Raw genomic sequence first — 16,362 nt, forward strand, 5'->3', positions numbered from 1 at the left:
GGACGTCCGGTCGGGTCCCGGCCGAGCGCATATTGAATCGTCCATCGTGAAACCCGAGAGACATGACGGAAACGAACCCGCGGTTTTTCAGGCATGGTCCCAGTCTGCTGGCGCGGCTTGTTTTTTTTGTAATGCTGTCATTAGTGCTGATGGCCGTCGACGCCCGGTTTAAATATCTTCTCGAAATTCGCCAGGCCTTCTCTACCGTGGTCTATCCACTACAGAAACTAGCCAATGTACCGGGAACGATCTACGACAGCGCAAGCGAGCTTCTCTTTAGCGGGCATCTGGCCGACGAGAATATTCATCTAAAGCAGCAGCACCTTGTCGACCGGGGCCAACTCCAGCAGTTGAGCGCCCTGGAAGCTGAAAATGCCCAGTTGCGCAAGCTTCTGGAAGCCACGCAGCGGGTTGAAAGCAAAGCGGTGATGGCTGAAATCCTGCATGTACCGCGCGATCCGTTTAACCGTAAGGTCATGCTTGATAAAGGTAGCCAAAGCGGGGTCCAGCCAGGTCAGGTGGTGGTGGATGATATTGGCGTGGTGGGACAGATTACACGCGACTATCCATGGGCATCCGAAGTCACGCTCATTACTGACAAGGACCATTCCGTGCCGGTGCAGGTAGTGCGTAACGGCCTTCGCTCAGTGATATCGGGCACGGGAAAGGATGCGATGCTTGAATTGCGTTACCTGGCTGTCAACACCGATATACAGGAAGGAGACTCCCTGGTTACTTCCGGAATAGATGGGGTTTATCCCCCTGGTCTTCCCGTCGCGGTGGTTTCAAAGATCGAACGCAATCCTACGTATGTCTTTGCCCGTGTTACCTGTACACCTGTTGCCGGAGTAGGTCATAACCGCCAGTTGTTGATATTGTCCACGCTGGCGCCCGTGACGGAAATTCCGGTGGAGGCGTTCGAATTGAAGCCCGAGGGCAGAAAGCGAGAAAAAGGTGGCGTTCGCTAATCATCCCAAACATGAAATTCTGCTACCTGTCAGGGGCTCGTTCATCGTCGTCAGCCTGATGGTGGCGTTATTGCTGAATCTCATGCCGTTAAAAGGTATCGCGCTAGCGCTATGGCCGGATTTCATCGCCCTGGCGATACTTTACTGGTGTATCAGCCAACCGCAGCGTGTCGGCATCAGCGTCGCGTTTGTAATGGGCCTGCTAATGGATTTCGGCGATGCCACCACATTTGGCCAGCATGCCCTGGCATACAGCATCATGGCTTTTGTCGCACTGCTGTTTCACCGGCGCCTGAGCAACTTTGAATTGCTCAAGCAAGCTCCGCAGATAGGATTGATATTGCTTTTGGGACAATTCATCATACTTCTGACAGGGCTGCTGGATGGGTCCCATTTTCCCGGCTGGAATTTCTTTCTCGCGAGCGTTACCGGCACATTGCTGTGGCCGTTTTTCTCTTCATTGCTGAGAATACCACAGAAGCCCAGGTTTGAATCCGATGCCCGATGAGCCGTACAGTAGAGCTTCGTAACCATCCGCGTGAACTGAAAAACTTCCAGTTGCGGCTTGCCTTCAGCGCGGGATTCGTGCTGCTGCTATTCCTTTTGCTGTTTGCGCGTTTCTCTTACCTCCAGGTATCGCAGCGCGAGCACTATCATACGCTGGCGGAAGCCAACCGCATCTCCATTTCACCTATCGTGCCCAATCGGGGTTTGATTTTCGACCGTAATGGTGAAGTGCTAGCGCATAACTACTCTGCTTATACGCTTGAAATCGTGCCCAGCAAGGTTGGAGACCTTGAGGCTCTCATTAACGAATTGGCTACCGTTGTTGAAATAGCCGCGAGAGACCGCAAGCGTTTTAAAAAATTGATGGAGGAGAGTAAGAGATTTGAAAGCTTGCCCATCCGTACCCGGTTATCGGATGTAGAAGTCGCCCGTTTTGCAGCCAACCGCTATCGCTTTCCAGGAGTGGAAATCAAGGCACGTTTATTCCGCCAGTACCCCAAGGGAGAAAGCGCATCTCATGTCGTCGGCTATATCGGCCGAATCAATGACAAGGATCTTGAGCGACTGGAAGCCAGCGACGGCTTGGCCAATTATCGAGGCTCCCACCACATGGGTAAAATCGGTATCGAGCAAAGTTACGAAAAAGAACTGCACGGTATCACGGGTTTCGAGGAAATGGAAACGGATGCCGCCGGCCGGGTGATAAGAGTGATATCTCGTACGCCGGCGATCTCCGGCAACGATCTGACACTTTCGCTCGACGCCAGATTGCAAGAGGTCGCCGAGAAAGCTTTTGGAGATCGGCGCGGCGCGCTGGTCGCGATTGAACCTGCTACCGGCGAGGTACTCGCGTTCGTCAGTAAACCGGGATTCGATCCCAATCTGTTTGTCGATGGCATCGATTCTGAAAATTGGGATTTACTGAATAATTCCATCGACAGGCCTTTAAACAACCGCGCGTTGCGCGGGCTTTACCCGCCAGGCTCCACGTTCAAACCATTTATGGCACTGGCCGGCCTGGAGCTGAAAAAACGCTGGCCACGGCATGCAATCAACGACTCGGGATATTTCAGCCTGCCCGGCAGCACGCACCGCTTTCGCGATTGGAAAGCCGGGGGCCATGGAATTGTCGACCTGCACAAATCTCTGGTCGTATCGTGTGACACGTACTACTACGGGCTTGCCAACGACCTCGGCATTGACAACATCTTCGATTTCGTCAGTCAGTTTGGATTGGGGAAGAAAACCGGCCTCGATATCGAGGGAGAAGCTAGCGGCCTGTTGCCCTCACAAGAATGGAAAATGCGACGGCACAAACAGAAGTGGTATGCCGGCGACACGATTTCGGTGGGCATAGGCCAAGGCTACAATCTGACCACTCCGCTACAACTGGCCTTTGCTACCGCGATACTGGCGGGGAATGGCACAGCATTTCGTCCACATCTGGTGAAGCAGGTCCTGAATAACAACAAGGAGGTGGTGCGGGAAATCGCCAAGGAGCCCTTATACACGCTCAATCTCAATCCCGATAATTTACAGGCGGTGCGAAACGCGCTCATAGATGTTACCCGGCCTGGCGGCACCGCGGCACTCGCCGGCGCCGACGCTGCCTATGTTTTTGCGGGCAAGACCGGTACGTCACAAGTGATCGGCATGAAGCAAGGGGAGAAATACGTAGAAAGCAAGATCCGGGAACGTTTTCGCGACCACGCGCTGTTCATTGCTTACGCCCCCGCCGAGAACCCAAAAATAGCGCTATCGGTACTGGTGGAAAACGGCGGTCATGGCGGGTCTACCGCTGCGCCGATCGCCAGGATGGTGATGGACTACTTCCTGCTTGGCAAGTTGCCCACAGAAGCGGCGGCAGAAGCTATCGAGCCGAATGAAGAAGAGGACGAGCATGACTGAACCCATGCGCTTGTGGCATTACCTCACGCGTTATGTGGACAGCTTCCTGCTGAGCGGAATATTGCTGCTGATGCTGACCGGTTTGTTCACGCTGTATAGCGCAACCGATGCCAACCTCGGCCGCGTCACCAATCAGGCAGTCAATATGCTGGTTGCACTGGGCATCATGTGGCTGGTCGCCAACATTCCATTGCAGCATATCATGCGCATTGCCCTGCCGATATATATAGCCGGCGTTCTCTTGCTGCTTGGCGTGGCACTGTTCGGTGAGATAAACAATGGCGCTCGGCGCTGGTTGAACATCGGCTTTACCCGTATTCAACCATCCGAGTTGATGAAGATAGCCGTGCCGCTGATGATGGCGTGGTATTTCGATAAGCATGAAGCCACCTTGCGGCTGAGGGATTATGCGGTTGCAACGCTGCTGCTGATACTTCCCGTACTGATGATCGTACGCCAGCCGGACCTGGGCACAGCGCTGCTCATCGCATCGAGCGGCTTCTACGTACTGTTCCTCACAGGACTGTCATGGCGCATCATGGGCGCCTTGTTCGTCGCCGGGGCAGGAAGCCTGCCGATACTATGGTCGACGATGCATGACTATCAGCGAAGGCGCGTCATGACGTTGCTTGATCCGACACAGGATGCGCTCGGCGCAGGCTATCACACCATTCAATCCACCATTGCCATTGGCTCTGGAGGCATTCTTGGCAAGGGCTGGCAGCATGGTACCCAGACCCATCTCGATTTCCTCCCCGAGAGAAGCACCGATTTCATCTTTGCGGTATTTTCCGAAGAATTCGGGCTTATCGGCAACTCGCTGCTGTTGCTGCTGTACCTGGTGGTTATCGGCCGCGGCATGATTATCGCTGCCAATGCCTCAACCCAGTTTACGCGCCTTATCGCCGGCTCGATCACACTGACATTTTTCACTTATATTTTTGTCAACATAGGCATGGTCATCGGCATTCTGCCCGTAGTGGGAGTACCGCTGCCTCTGATCAGCTACGGCGGCACATCGATGGTGACAATGCTGCTGGGATTTGGTATTTTGATGAGCATACAGACGCATCCCAAGTTGGTGAAGACATGAGGAATATTGATTCGAGATCAGAATCCGTGTCGAATCCATTGCCCCCTCCTCGGCAATGGGCAGCCTGGATTATCGCGGTCTTTATTCTTACTTTCGTTGGCGGCTGCGGCACCATCCTGAAACAGGACAAGAGAGGCAAAACCGGCACATCGACGCTATTCGGCATCGGCCTGAAAAAGGGAGGTGGTTATTACCTGGACGATGGCCCCGGCGATAATCCACCCGCCGATCTCGCGTCCATTCCAGATGCCGTTCCCCGCGATGAACCCTTGCGTCAGGCAAACATGCGCCCTTATGTCGCGCTGGGGAAATCCTATGCGCCGATGACTGTCCTGGAATCCTACAGGGAACGTGGAATCGCTTCGTGGTACGGCCGGCGGTACCATGGGCAAAAAACCGCCTCTGGTGAAGTCTACGATATGTATGGCATGACGGCAGCGCACACCACCTTGCCATTGCCCAGCTATGTTCGCGTCACCAACATCAGGAACGGAAAATCCGTAGTAGTAAGGGTCAACGATCGCGGACCCTTCCTTTCCGACCGCCTCATCGATCTTTCCTATACCGCCGCCTATAAGCTCGATGTACTGGGTGGCGGCAGCGCCTGGGTCGAAGTGGAAACTGTCCTGCCGGGTTCCGATCCTGCCATGCGGGTTGCGTCGGCGTCTGCCGTTGCCCCGAACACGGTCCGCACCTTTGCCGCAAGTCCCCCTGCACCTGTTCCGGTATCCGCCGTCGCCGGCGAAAAGACAGATACGCCTGCTGGTGCAGGGCAACAGGAGGGAGCGGCCGCACCACCGGGCTTGTTCGAAGTTGCATACTCACCCATGGAGTCAGGCGCATCCGTACCCGGCAGTACTGCTGCTCCCGCCACTGCGGATGCAAGGGGAATCTATCTGCAACTGGGCGCGTTCAGTGCCTATGATAATGCCGATAATTTCCTTGCACGCATGCGCAGCGAGCTTCCTTCAATCGATGCGCTCGGTATCGTCCCGCAAGATGGCTTGTTCAAGGTCCATGCGGGCCCTTATCCGGATCAGGTGGTGGCCAGGCAGGCAGCCGACAAGATCGCCCGCAGCCTTTCCATCAGGCCAATGTTGCTGGTGCGATAGATTCCCGATCTATCCGTATAACATAGCTCGGTAAAGCTCGGTCGTTTGAGCCCGATTCCTTCTGCTTGCAAAATCCTTACTATTGAGTTGGCGTCTCGCATTTCAATTCCATGTCATTGGTTGCCCATCCTTTGAGTTCTTGATTCACTGAGTATTCCTGTTGGGCTTCTGCCGAATCTCACCAGCTGGAAAGGTTTTAATTTACCTATTCAGTTTCCTCATTCTCTGCCGTATCTATTTATATGTATCTTCTTTCAAGTGGTCATATCTCCTGAAGTCGATTAATCCATGAAGAAATATGCAGATGACGCGGCGAATTGAAGCGAGGTTGTCAATTATTCAAGTGTTGGGCTTCTGTCTCGATTAGCAGAGTAATTAGGGTACGGACCGGCCTGATCTGCGAGCCTATCAACAGGTGAGGAGAAAAGTGAAAAAAATCGTTCTGATTTCGTGCGTGAGCAAGAAATTGCACCATCGGGCCAAGGTGCAAGACCTCTACATCAGTCCACTGTTCCGCCTGAATTTAAAGTACGCCAGGAAACTAAAGCCGGACAGTATTTACATCCTCTCCGCCGAGCACGGCTTGCTCGACCTGGATACCGAGATCGAGCCCTACGACCGCACGCTAAACGGTATGCGTTCTCTGGAGGTGCAAGCCTGGGCGCAGCGGGTACTGGTGCAGATCGATGAGCGGGCTGACCCGGGCAAAGATCATTTTGTGCTGCTGGCAGGCCAGAAATACCGTAAATTCCTGATACCACACCTTGCTTCCCATGAAACACCCATGGAAGGGCTTGGCATCGGCAGACAGCTACAATATCTGGGCAGACAAATCCATGAGTAAGATGTGTGATAGTTTGCATCGCTTATTCCATTTCCTGCCTCACTACAGTTTTCCCTACGATGAAACCAAGATTCCTCGGAATGGAATCTATGTCCTGTTCGAGGCGGGTGAGGTCGCCCATGGAACAGATCGGATCGTGCGGATTGGTACGCACACGGGCAATAACCAGCTACGTTCCAGGCTGAGGCAGCATTTCGTTAACGAGAACAAAGACCGCAGCATCTTCCGCAAGAACATTGGCCGCGCCTTTCTGCACCGTGCCGAAGATCCCTACCTGGACCAATGGGAACTCAATCTGACCACTCGCGAAGCCAAACGGAAGTACCAGGATTCTGTGAATCCAGGGAAGCAGCGAGAGATAGAGCGGCAAGTTACGGATTATCTTAAACGAAACTTCTCTTTCGTAGTTTTCCCGGTGGATGAAAAATCGCTACGGCTCGAGCTGGAGGCCAGGATCATCTCGACGGTTTCCTGGTGCCAGGACTGCGGAGCGTCGAACGATTGGCTTGGACTTCGCTCCCCCAAGCCGAAAATTCTGAAGAGTGGTCTCTGGCAAGTCAACGAACTTTATGGAGAGCCCCTGTCGGAAGGTTATGAAGAGTCAAAGATGATGGATACCTGCTCCAAATGAATCCCAAACAATTCCCTGGGCTGGCAGCTCCCCCGGTTGGCGGAGACTGTGACAGCAGGTAGCAAAAGCGTTTTTTCCTGGGCATGGGGCAGATGCACGATTGCAAAATCTATCACTTTGCTATTGTGGTGTGAATTATTCCTACTTCATCATTGACCCGGAGGGGCTTGGCCGACATGGGGTCTGTAGTGAATCACAACAATGTCCTGGGAAGAAAAACAGGCTGGTTCTGGCATCCAGATAGCAAATTCTCCGCCTACTTGATAAAATCGGTCTTCCTCCTCAATCATTCCGCCCACCCCAACTCAGGATCAGCTATGACACACTTCGGCCCAGCCAAAAAAATCGGTACATTTTATCCACCGCAACGCACTTTGATGGGACCGGGGCCATCCGATACCCACCCGCGCGTCTTGTCCGCCATGGCCCGCCCGACTCTGGGGCATCTTGATCCAGTGTTCACGGACATGATGGAAGAGCTGAAAAGCCTGCTGCGCTATGCCTTTCAAACCGCAAATCTGTTGACTTTTCCGGTTTCGGGTCCGGGTTCGGTCGGGATGGAGATGTGCTTTGTCAACATGGTCAGCCCCGGCGATAAGGTGATTGTATGCCGCAACGGCGTATTTGGCGGGCGCATGATCGAGAACGTGCAACGCTGCGGTGGTACGGCAGTGGTGGTTGAAGACAAATGGGGAGCGCCGGTTGATCCACAAAAACTGGAAGACGCATTGAAGCAGAACCCCGACGCGAAGATCGTCGCCTTTGTTCACGCCGAAACGTCCACCGGTGCGCTGTCAGATGCAAAAACCCTTTGCGAAATCGCTCATCGCCACAACTGCTTGACCATCGTTGACACCGTTACCTCCCTAGGGGGCTCGCCGCTCAAAGTTGACGAATGGAAGATCGACGCAATTTATTCCGGCAGCCAGAAATGTCTTTCATGCCCGCCGGGCTTATCGCCTGTCAGTTTTTCCGAACGCGTGGTGGAACTGGTCAAGAATCGCAAGGGAAAAGTACAAAGCTGGTTTATGGATTTGAATTTGCTTCTCGGATATTGGGGGAGTTCCCGTACTTACCACCATACCGCCCCCACAAACGCGCTCTATGCGCTGCACGAATCACTGGTAATGCTGCACGAGGAAGGGCTGGAACATTCCTGGGCGCGCCATCAACGCAACCACAACGCACTCAAGGCAGGGTTTGAAACGCTGGCTATGGAATATCTTGTGGAGGAGAAATCGCGCCTGCCACAGCTGAATTCTGTGCGGGTGCCGGAGGGTATTGATGAGAAAGAAGTGCGCCGCAGGCTGCTCGCCGACTACAGTCTCGAAATTGGTGCCGGCCTTGGCGACTTCGCCGGCAAGATCTGGCGCTTCGGCCTGATGGGTTATTCCAGCAGAATGGAAAATGTCATGCTGAGCCTGGGTGCCCTGGAAACGGTGTTATCCGATATGGGCAAGAAAATTGAACATGGCGCGGCGGAATCCGCCGCACACTATGCTTATGCGGCTAACCCATTACCTCTGGAAAGTAAAAACGCTGCCCAGGCGGCTTGATTCAACGTTCGAACCTGAATCCTATCCTCCGCGGCAGGATAGGTGGAGCATAGCGCAACCCATCTGTTTTTTATGATGGGTTGCGGTTTAGCAGCCTTCAATCATCCTGCAAGAGCTACTCTATCAGATAGCGACATCCATAAAAGGGGATTTTCTTGCAGCGCAATGCGCTTCACTCGTTGAACGCGCCGAGCCTATCTGAAACAGGTAAAAACTGAATTACAACCCCAGCCGCTGCCAGATGGTAGTCGTCGGCCCCGCCGAGTTCAACGTATAAAAGTGCAATCCCGGCGCGCCGGCATTCAACAATCGATCGCATAAATCGGTCACGATATCGAGTCCGAACGCGCGTATCGATGCGCTGTCGTCACCGTAGCCTTCCAGTTTTTTTCTGATCCAGCGAGGTATTTCAGCGCCGCAAGCATCCGAAAACCTTGCCAGTTGTGAAAATTTATTGATCGGCATGATGCCGGGCACGATAGGGATGCGGATATCCATTGCTTCGCACGCATCAATGAAACTGAAGTAGGCATCCGCATTATAGAAGTACTGGGTGATAACGGAATCCGCCCCCGCTTCAACCTTGCGTTTGAAGTTCAGCAAATCCTCCTGAGCCGAGTTGGACTGCGGATGGTATTCCGGATAAGACGCGACATCAATGTGGAACGCGTCATCAAATTCCTCACGTATAAACGCCACCAGTTCATTTGCATAACGAAACTCTCCCCCTTGTGCCATGCCCGAAGGAAGGTCCCCTCGTAGCGCAACCACATGGCGAATACCGCCGTCGCGGTATTTTTGCAACATGCCGCGGATGTTTTCGCTGGTCGCACCAATACAGGAAAGATGGGGTGCCGCTACATAACCCTCTGCCTGAATTTCCAGAACCGTCTCAAGGGTTCGGTCGCGGGTGGATCCCCCTGCACCGAAGGTTACGGAAAAGAATTTCGGGTTGAGTTGTGCCAGTTGCTTGCGCGTCGCACGCAACTTCTCGATTCCCTCCAGCGTTTGCGGCGGGAAAAACTCGAAACTGAAGGTGGGGGCAAATTTCTTTTGCGATTCCATTTTTACTCGCCGGGATGATTCACAGGGGTAGTGTGACGCAAGGTGGTTACAAGCCTATCGGCACATCGTCGACTATCGGATAGTGTTTTCAGGAAGCGGGGCGCAAACGGATCCGGGATAGCCTGTGGCATACAAGCACGCTGAGGATAGAAACAGGATCCCGGTGCCCTTGGCCGATATGATGCTCATACCGGCTTATGACATTTTTGTTTGGCGTATTTGGCCAGACTGGCGAAGAAGATAAAGGTATAGCTATTCCCTTTATCTCCTCCTCCCGCTTGAAAGCCGAAAATCAATACCGGTACATTGCAGGTTTGTACGGCCCGTTCTTGTCCAGGTTCAGGTAGCTTGCCTGCTCCTCGGTCAATTCGGTGAGCTTGACGCCCAGTTTCTTGATGTGCAATCGTGCCACTTTTTCATCCAGGTACTTCGGCAGCACATAGACGTTTTTCTCATAGCTGGCGCCATTTTGCCATAACTCCATTTGCGCCAGCACCTGATTGGTAAACGAACTGGACATGACAAACGAGGGATGGCCGGTGGCACAGCCGAGGTTCACCAACCGCCCCTGCGCCAGCACGATGATGCGGCGACCTGTGGGGAAAATGACGTGATCCACCTGTGGTTTTATATTTTCCCATTGGTATTTCTCGACCGATGCAATATCGATTTCGGAATCGAAATGGCCGATATTGCACACGATAGCCTGGTCTTTCATCCTCAGCATATGGTCATGGGTAATAACGCGCAGATTGCCCGTGGCGGTGACGAAAATGTCGGCCTGATCGCAAACTTCGTCCATGGATACGACCCGATAGCCCTCCATTGCCGCTTGCAGCGCGCATATCGGATCTATCTCCGTTATCCAGACCGTGGCGCCCAGGCCTCGCAAGGATTGGGCGCATCCCTTGCCTACGTCGCCATATCCACATACCAGCGCAATTTTGCCGGCAATCATGACGTCGGTGGCGCGTTTGATACCGTCAACCAGCGACTCGCGGCAACCGTAAAGATTATCGAACTTGGACTTGGTCACCGAATCGTTGACGTTGAATGCGGGAAACGGCAGCTCGCCTTTTTTTTGCATCTCGTACAAGCGATGGACACCGGTGGTGGTTTCCTCGGTCACGCCGCGAATAACGTCGCGCTTGCTGGAGTACCAACCGGGGCTGACGCTCAACCGTTTCCGGATCGCTGCGAACAACGCACGTTCTTCCTCGTTGGTCGGGTTGGCTATGACTGAAGGGTCTTTTTCCGCGCGGCTGCCGAGGATAACGAGCAACGTCGCGTCGCCTCCATCATCCAGAATCATATTGGGGGCGCTGCTCGCATCCGATGCCTGATCACCGGACCACTCGAAAATGCGGTGGGTATATTCCCAGTAATCGTCCAGCGACTCGCCCTTGTAGGCGAATACGGGTATGCGTTCCGCCGCGATGGCCGCGGCTGCATGGTCCTGCGTGGAAAAAATATTGCATGACGCCCAGCGCACCTGCGCACCCAGCTTGATCAGCGTTTCGATCAATACCGCCGTCTGGATGGTCATGTGCAGGGACCCGGCAATACGCGCACCTTCCAGAGGCCTGGCATCAGCGTATTCTTCGCGTAGCGCCATCAGACCCGGCATCTCGGTTTCGGCGATGGCAATTTCCTTGCGCCCCCATTCCGCGAGGGACATATCGGCAACTTTATAATCCGTAAATTCACTGCCCTTGCTTGTGGAGGCAGATGCGGATGCAGGACTGAGCACAGCGTTCATGAAATTATCTCCTGAAAGATGAACGAGCGCCGTTTGTTACGATCCTTCCCTGCCGAGCCTCGCGGGACTGTGCCCGTTGCAGCGCTCCTCGGCATGGCGAAGGGATGAAGCTAATCTGAAAATTCAAGCCTGAGCACGCGTCATTGCTTAAGCTTCTACCGCGGTTTTGATTCCTGCTTCGTCGCGCAGCAATGCGGCTTTATCTATGGCTTCCCAGGTGAATTCCGGCTCGTCACGACCAAAATGGCCATAGGCGGCGGTTTTCTCGTATATCGGACGCAGCAGGTCAAGCGTATGAATAATAGCACGGGGTCGCAAATCAAAATGACGCTCGATCAGCTTGATGATTTTCGCGTCGGGAATTTTTCCTGTTCCGAAAGTTTCCACCATCAGTGAGACAGGACGCGCGACGCCAATGGCGTAGGCTATCTGAACTTCACATCTGCTGGCGATACCGGCGGCAACGATGTTCTTGGCCACGTAACGCCCTGCATAGGCTGCAGAACGGTCGACCTTGGAAGGATCCTTACCCGAGAATGCGCCACCACCGTGATGCGCCGTACCGCCATAGGTGTCCACTATGATCTTGCGGCCCGTCAAGCCGCAATCGCCCATCGGGCCCCCTACCACGAAACGTCCGGTGGGATTGATGAGGTAGCGACTCTCGCCATTCAGCATTTTTTTCGGAAGCACCGGCTTGATGACTTCTTCGATTATCGCTTCACTCAGTTGCGCGTGAGGAATATCCGGATGATGCTGGGTAGATATCACCACGGTTTCGATCCGCTGCGGTATGCCGTTCACATAGCGCACCGATACTTGCGACTTCGCATCGGGACGCAACCACGGCAGGCGCCCATCTTTTCTCAGTTCCGCTTGCCGCTCCATCAAGCGATGGGCATAGTAAATCGGCATCGGCATCAATTGCGGCGTCTCGTCGCAGGCATAGCCGAACATGAGTCCCTGGTCGCCCGCGCCCTGATCCATTTCCTCTTCTTTAGTGCGGTTGACTCCTTGCGCAATGTCAGGAGACTGTTTGTTGAACGCGGTAAGCACAGCACAGGTACGATAATCGAAACCGATATCGGAACTGTCGTAACCAATACGCTTGACCGCCGCACGCGCAACTTGCATATAGTCGACGTTGGCTGTGGTGGTAATTTCACCCGACATCACGATCAGGCCTGTACTGCACAGCGTCTCGCAGGCTACCCGTGCACTGGGATCCTGGGTGAGGATAGCATCCAGGATTGAATCGGAAATCTGATCAGCTACCTTGTCTGGATGACCTTCGGATACGGATTCGGAAGTAAAAAGATATTCACTCATGTTGTCCAGCCGCCATAGTGGTAAAAGGTCTGTAGAATACCAAATTACTCGGGTATTAAGAAGATCAATGATAGTGAAACCATGTTTATTCCTGCGGAATCCTTGAACATCCGCACTTGCATAACGATGGCGTTTTGGGATTGGATACCGCAAAGGTACGCCAGGCACGTCAGGCACGTCAGGCACGGATGCGAGTGGTTCGCCAGGGATGGCGAGGGAATCGGGAATGGTAATGGTACCGAGGGCTTTCTCATGCGGCGCAGTACGCTTCGCTTATTGACGCTCTCCCCGACACTGCTACGCTTTACGCCTGACCGTGTGCAACTTTCCATATACACGGACGTCACATTCAGTTCGGCACGTCACAGATGAGAATCAAGTTTTCCAAAATGCATGGCCTCGGCAATGATTTCGTTGTGATTGATGGCGTCAGTCAGTCGGTTTCCCTCAGTACGGAACAATTACAGCGGCTTGCCGACCGCCATTTTGGCGTCGGCTGTGATCAGGTTCTTCTCGTAGAAACCGCGGAAGGCGATGCTGATTATCGCTATCGAATATTCAATGCGGATGGGGGCGAAGTGGAGCAGTGCGGCAACGGCGCGCGCTGTTTCGTTCGCTATGTGCATGATCGCGGAATGACAAGCAAGCGCGAAATCCGCGTGGAGACGCTGGGAGGCGTGATAATTCCAAGGCTGGAGGCCGATGGAGAAGTCACTGTCAATATGGGCGCGCCCAAATTCGAACCTCGGGAAATCCCCTTCGTCGCCGAAAAACGCGCACCGACTTATCTACTCGATATCGACAGCAAACAACTGGAAATCAGCGTTGTGTCGATGGGTAATCCCCACGCCGTGCAATTGGTGCCGGATATAGATGATGCGCCAGTATTGACCGAAGGTGTGATGATCGAGGGTCATCCACGTTTTCCTCAGCGGGTGAATGCCGGTTATATGCAGGTTATCGACCGACATCATATCCGGCTGCGCGTATATGAACGCGGCGCTGGCGAAACGCTAGCTTGTGGCACTGGCGCTTGTGCCGCAGTGGTAGCGGGAATTCAACGGGGCGTGCTTGAGTCACCAGTGGAGGTCAGTTTTCGCGGCGGCGATTTATTTATCCGATGGGAAGGCGAAAATCAACCGGTCTGGATGACAGGTCCCGCAGTCACCGTGTTCGATGGAGAGATCGACTTATAGAATTCAGACAGGGAGAAACATGGAATCAAGTCCGGAAGAAGTCGCTCAATACCTGCGCACACATCCTGAATTTTTTGAAGAATATGCCGATGTGCTGGCGGAGATTCAGATTCCGCATCCTCATGGCGGCAGAGCCATTCCCATTAGCGAACGCCAGATCGTCGCGCTTCGGGACAAGAATCGCATCTTGCAGGATAAATTGGGCGAGTTGATCAGATTTGGTGAGGAAAACGGCGGTATTACGGAAAAAATGCACCGTCTGGCAGTAGCGCTCCTCACATTCGCTCACCTGGCTGATTTTCTACATGGGTTGAACTTTCATTTGCGCGAGGATTTTTCCATCCCTCATATGGCCTTGAGGTTGTGGAACATGACTGCCGAAGGCCCCGCGCTACCCGAGTTCGCGCCAACCAGCACCGATATCCATGCTCTGGCTGAAAACCTTTCACGCCCTTACTGCGGTTCTCACGTGTTGGACGAGATCAGAGACTGGTTCGGAGAAGATGCTGTTCGCCTGCGCTCATTTGCGATGGTGTCCCTGTCGGCAGAGCAAACTATCGGTCTGCTGGTGATGGCCAGCGAGGATCCGCAGCGATTTTACCCGGAGATGGGAACGATTTACCTGGCGCAACTGGGCGAACTGGTAAGCGCCGCATTGAAACGTTTCACACAGGCTGAAGGATAAGAAAAGCGTATTGCCAAACATGACATCGGGTAATCATCAGGCCGAACTTGCCTCGGCCTATCTCTTCCATCTTACTAAAGAACGACGTTTGTCACCGCTTACCTGTGAAAGTTACGCTCGCGATATTCGTGCTTTGTTGAACCTTGCGCAAGAAACACCTCTCGACCGATTGCAAATTCATCACGTCCGCCGGTTTGCCGCTCAGCTACATGGAGAAGGACTTTCCGGCAGGAGTTTAGCCAGGATGTTGTCGGCGTGGCGGGGCTTTTACAGGTACCTGACGCGGGATCACGGCTATGCGTCCAACCCCTGCGACGGGATACGCGCGCCTAAATCGCCAAAAACCCTGCCGCACACCCTCTCTCCCGACGAGGCCGCGAAGCTGCTGGAGTTTCCAGCCTCCGACGATTTGATGGCATTGCGCGACAAAGCCATGTTCGAGCTGTGCTATTCATCCGGGCTACGGCTGGGAGAGCTCGCTGGCCTGAAACCCGAGGATCTGAGTCTGGACGACGGCACAGCACGAGTTATCGGCAAAGGTGGAAAAACGCGCATCGTGCCCGTCGGCAGCAAGGCGGCGCAAGCCTTGCGCGAATGGATGAAACAACGCCAGGCGCTGGCCAAACCCGGCGAAACTGCACTATTCATGTCACGATATGGCAAGAATATCAGCCGCCGATCGATCGATCAGCGGCTGAAAATCCAGGCGATGCGTCAAGGAATCAGCGCCAATATTCACCCTCACGTGCTACGGCATTCGTTTGCCTCGCACCTGTTACAATCCAGCGGCGATTTACGGGCTGTGCAGGAGATGCTAGGGCACGCCAGCATCAGCACTACCCAGGTTTATACCCATCTGGATTTCCAGCATTTGTCGAAGATCTACGATGCGGCCCACCCACGTGCCAGGAAGAAGGAAAAAAGTTAGATCTTCAGGGACCATACAGCTTGCGTTTTCTCTGCGGATCAGCGTTATAATCTTCGCTCAATCATCACGCGACAACTTCCATGCTAGAACATCGCGGTACAACCATACTTTCCGCTCGACGAGGCGCCCAAGTCGCGCTTGGGGGAGATGGCCAGGTAACTTTAGGCGCCATTGTCGCCAAGGCGAGCGCGCGCAAGGTACGCAGGCTTTACCATGAAAAGATACTTGCGGGGTTTGCCGGCGGAACCGCTGATGCTTTTACCTTGTTTGAGCGGTTTGAAGGTAAGCTTGAAAGGCATCAGGGGCACCTGATGCGCTCGGCGGTTGAGCTGGCGAAGGACTGGCGCACCGATCGAATTTTACGTCGACTGGAGGCGATGCTCGTCGTCGCCGACCTGACTACTACGCTCATCATAACGGGATCGGGCGACGTGATCGAGCCCGAGTTCGGTATTGCTGCGATTGGTAGTGGCGGCGCTTACGCTCACTCCGCTGCACGTGCCCTGTTGGATAACACCAGTATGACGCCGGTGGAAATCGTCAAGAAGGCGCTGGTCATCGCCGGCGATCTGTGCATTTATACCAATCAGAACCATGTTATCGAGGTACTCGAGTAAACTGAAAAACTTGTACGGTAATCGAGGAATATAACCGTGGAAGATGACCTGAATGACAGGGGTAAAAATATATGCCTCTCGGCGAATGAGCGCGGGGCAGCATAGTCGCGCATATCGCATGCCTCCACCTTGGTTCACCTTAGCTTCGTACCTCTCGCATTTAT

15 protein-coding genes and 1 riboswitch are annotated in these 16,362 nt (G+C 53.9%); of the genes, 12 read left to right on the forward strand and 3 right to left on the reverse strand.

Going from position 1 to position 16,362, the window contains the following annotated elements:
• Nucleotides 1–62 precede the first annotated feature (62 nt).
• The 8 genes from mreC (at nt 63) to F822_RS06685 (ending at nt 8,619) form a co-directional block, all read left to right on the forward strand.
• The gene (gene mreC / locus F822_RS06650; RefSeq protein ID WP_025041308.1) at nt 63–968 is read left to right on the forward strand and encodes a rod shape-determining protein MreC; all 906 of its coding nucleotides are present in this window, start codon (nt 63–65) and stop codon (nt 966–968) included.
• A complete protein-coding gene (gene mreD, locus F822_RS06655) occupies nt 955–1,476 on the forward strand; it encodes a rod shape-determining protein MreD (protein WP_025041309.1) in 522 nt (173 codons plus the stop codon). Before mreC ends, mreD begins: the two co-directional genes overlap by 14 nt.
• Complete coding sequence (gene mrdA, locus F822_RS06660; RefSeq protein ID WP_025041310.1) at nt 1,473–3,383, forward strand: penicillin-binding protein 2; 1,911 nt, start codon at nt 1,473–1,475, stop codon at nt 3,381–3,383. Before mreD ends, mrdA begins: the two co-directional genes overlap by 4 nt.
• Entirely contained in the window at nt 3,376–4,476 is a 1,101-nt protein-coding gene (gene rodA, locus F822_RS06665; RefSeq protein ID WP_025041311.1) for a rod shape-determining protein RodA, read from the forward strand. Before mrdA ends, rodA begins: the two co-directional genes overlap by 8 nt.
• Nucleotides 4,473–5,588: a septal ring lytic transglycosylase RlpA family protein gene (locus F822_RS06670; protein ID WP_025041312.1), complete on the forward strand. Its 1,116-nt coding sequence runs from the start codon at nt 4,473–4,475 to the stop codon at nt 5,586–5,588. The genes rodA and F822_RS06670 overlap by 4 nt, the downstream gene beginning before the upstream one ends.
• A 427-nt stretch (nt 5,589–6,015) precedes the next feature.
• Nucleotides 6,016–6,432, forward strand: coding sequence for a DUF6884 domain-containing protein (locus F822_RS06675; protein WP_025041313.1), 417 nt, complete (start codon nt 6,016–6,018; stop codon nt 6,430–6,432).
• Nucleotides 6,425–7,063, forward strand: coding sequence for a GIY-YIG domain-containing protein (locus F822_RS06680; RefSeq protein ID WP_025041314.1), 639 nt, complete (start codon nt 6,425–6,427; stop codon nt 7,061–7,063). Before F822_RS06675 ends, F822_RS06680 begins: the two co-directional genes overlap by 8 nt.
• 317 nt (nt 7,064–7,380) lie before the next feature.
• The gene (locus F822_RS06685) at nt 7,381–8,619 is read left to right on the forward strand and encodes a pyridoxal-phosphate-dependent aminotransferase family protein (protein WP_025041315.1); all 1,239 of its coding nucleotides are present in this window, start codon (nt 7,381–7,383) and stop codon (nt 8,617–8,619) included.
• A 219-nt stretch (nt 8,620–8,838) separates the two neighbouring features.
• Here the strand turns inward: F822_RS06685 and metF are convergent, their stop codons facing one another.
• The 3 genes from metF to metK all read right to left on the reverse strand — a co-directional run bounded on the left by metF (nt 8,839) and on the right by metK (nt 12,772).
• Nucleotides 8,839–9,684 carry a methylenetetrahydrofolate reductase [NAD(P)H] gene (gene metF / locus F822_RS06690; protein WP_025041316.1) on the reverse strand — a complete coding sequence of 282 codons (846 nt, stop codon included), beginning with the start codon at nt 9,682–9,684 and terminating at the stop codon, nt 8,839–8,841.
• A 292-nt stretch (nt 9,685–9,976) separates the two neighbouring features.
• The gene (ahcY, locus tag F822_RS06695; protein ID WP_025041317.1) at nt 9,977–11,443 is read right to left on the reverse strand and encodes an adenosylhomocysteinase; all 1,467 of its coding nucleotides are present in this window, start codon (nt 11,441–11,443) and stop codon (nt 9,977–9,979) included.
• A 17-nt stretch (nt 11,444–11,460) separates the two neighbouring features.
• Nucleotides 11,461–11,539, reverse strand: a riboswitch (S-adenosyl-L-homocysteine riboswitch).
• 51 nt (nt 11,540–11,590) lie between these two features.
• Nucleotides 11,591–12,772 (reverse strand): methionine adenosyltransferase, encoded by a 1,182-nt coding sequence (metK, locus tag F822_RS06700; RefSeq protein ID WP_025041318.1) that lies wholly within the window; start codon nt 12,770–12,772, stop codon nt 11,591–11,593.
• Nucleotides 12,773–13,140: 368 nt separating this feature from the next.
• Here metK and dapF point away from each other — a divergent pair, with 368 nt between their 5' ends.
• From dapF to hslV, 4 genes are all read left to right on the forward strand, one after another.
• Nucleotides 13,141–13,968, forward strand: coding sequence for a diaminopimelate epimerase (dapF, locus tag F822_RS06705; protein WP_025041319.1), 828 nt, complete (start codon nt 13,141–13,143; stop codon nt 13,966–13,968).
• Between the two features lie 19 nt (nt 13,969–13,987).
• Nucleotides 13,988–14,653 (forward strand): DUF484 family protein, encoded by a 666-nt coding sequence (locus F822_RS06710; RefSeq protein WP_025041320.1) that lies wholly within the window; start codon nt 13,988–13,990, stop codon nt 14,651–14,653.
• A gap of 19 nt (nt 14,654–14,672) precedes the next feature.
• Complete coding sequence (gene xerC, locus F822_RS06715; protein ID WP_025041321.1) at nt 14,673–15,581, forward strand: tyrosine recombinase XerC; 909 nt, start codon at nt 14,673–14,675, stop codon at nt 15,579–15,581.
• 80 nt (nt 15,582–15,661) lie between these two features.
• Complete coding sequence (gene hslV / locus F822_RS06720) at nt 15,662–16,198, forward strand: ATP-dependent protease subunit HslV (protein WP_025041322.1); 537 nt, start codon at nt 15,662–15,664, stop codon at nt 16,196–16,198.
• Nucleotides 16,199–16,362: the final 164 nt, after the last annotated feature.

Source organism: Nitrosospira briensis C-128, assembly GCF_000619905.2.
GTDB classification, from domain to species: domain Bacteria; phylum Pseudomonadota; class Gammaproteobacteria; order Burkholderiales; family Nitrosomonadaceae; genus Nitrosospira; species Nitrosospira briensis.

Excerpts from the sequence above, each read along its gene's own strand:
- mreC (WP_025041308.1), top strand. The coding sequence starts at position 63 with ATGACGGAAACGAACCCGCGGTTTTTCAGGCATGGTCCCAGTCTGCTG.
- mrdA (WP_025041310.1), top strand. The coding sequence starts at position 1,473 with ATGAGCCGTACAGTAGAGCTTCGTAACCATCCGCGTGAACTGAAAAAC.
- rodA (WP_025041311.1), top strand. The coding sequence starts at position 3,376 with ATGACTGAACCCATGCGCTTGTGGCATTACCTCACGCGTTATGTGGAC.
- F822_RS06670 (WP_025041312.1), top strand. The coding sequence starts at position 4,473 with ATGAGGAATATTGATTCGAGATCAGAATCCGTGTCGAATCCATTGCCC.
- F822_RS06680 (WP_025041314.1), top strand. The coding sequence starts at position 6,425 with ATGAGTAAGATGTGTGATAGTTTGCATCGCTTATTCCATTTCCTGCCT.
- F822_RS06685 (WP_025041315.1), top strand. The coding sequence starts at position 7,381 with ATGACACACTTCGGCCCAGCCAAAAAAATCGGTACATTTTATCCACCG.
- metF (WP_025041316.1), bottom strand. The coding sequence starts at position 9,684 with ATGGAATCGCAAAAGAAATTTGCCCCCACCTTCAGTTTCGAGTTTTTC.
- ahcY (WP_025041317.1), bottom strand. The coding sequence starts at position 11,443 with ATGAACGCTGTGCTCAGTCCTGCATCCGCATCTGCCTCCACAAGCAAG.
- metK (WP_025041318.1), bottom strand. The coding sequence starts at position 12,772 with ATGAGTGAATATCTTTTTACTTCCGAATCCGTATCCGAAGGTCATCCA.
- dapF (WP_025041319.1), top strand. The coding sequence starts at position 13,141 with ATGAGAATCAAGTTTTCCAAAATGCATGGCCTCGGCAATGATTTCGTT.
- F822_RS06710 (WP_025041320.1), top strand. The coding sequence starts at position 13,988 with ATGGAATCAAGTCCGGAAGAAGTCGCTCAATACCTGCGCACACATCCT.
- xerC (WP_025041321.1), top strand. The coding sequence starts at position 14,673 with ATGACATCGGGTAATCATCAGGCCGAACTTGCCTCGGCCTATCTCTTC.
- hslV (WP_025041322.1), top strand. The coding sequence starts at position 15,662 with ATGCTAGAACATCGCGGTACAACCATACTTTCCGCTCGACGAGGCGCC.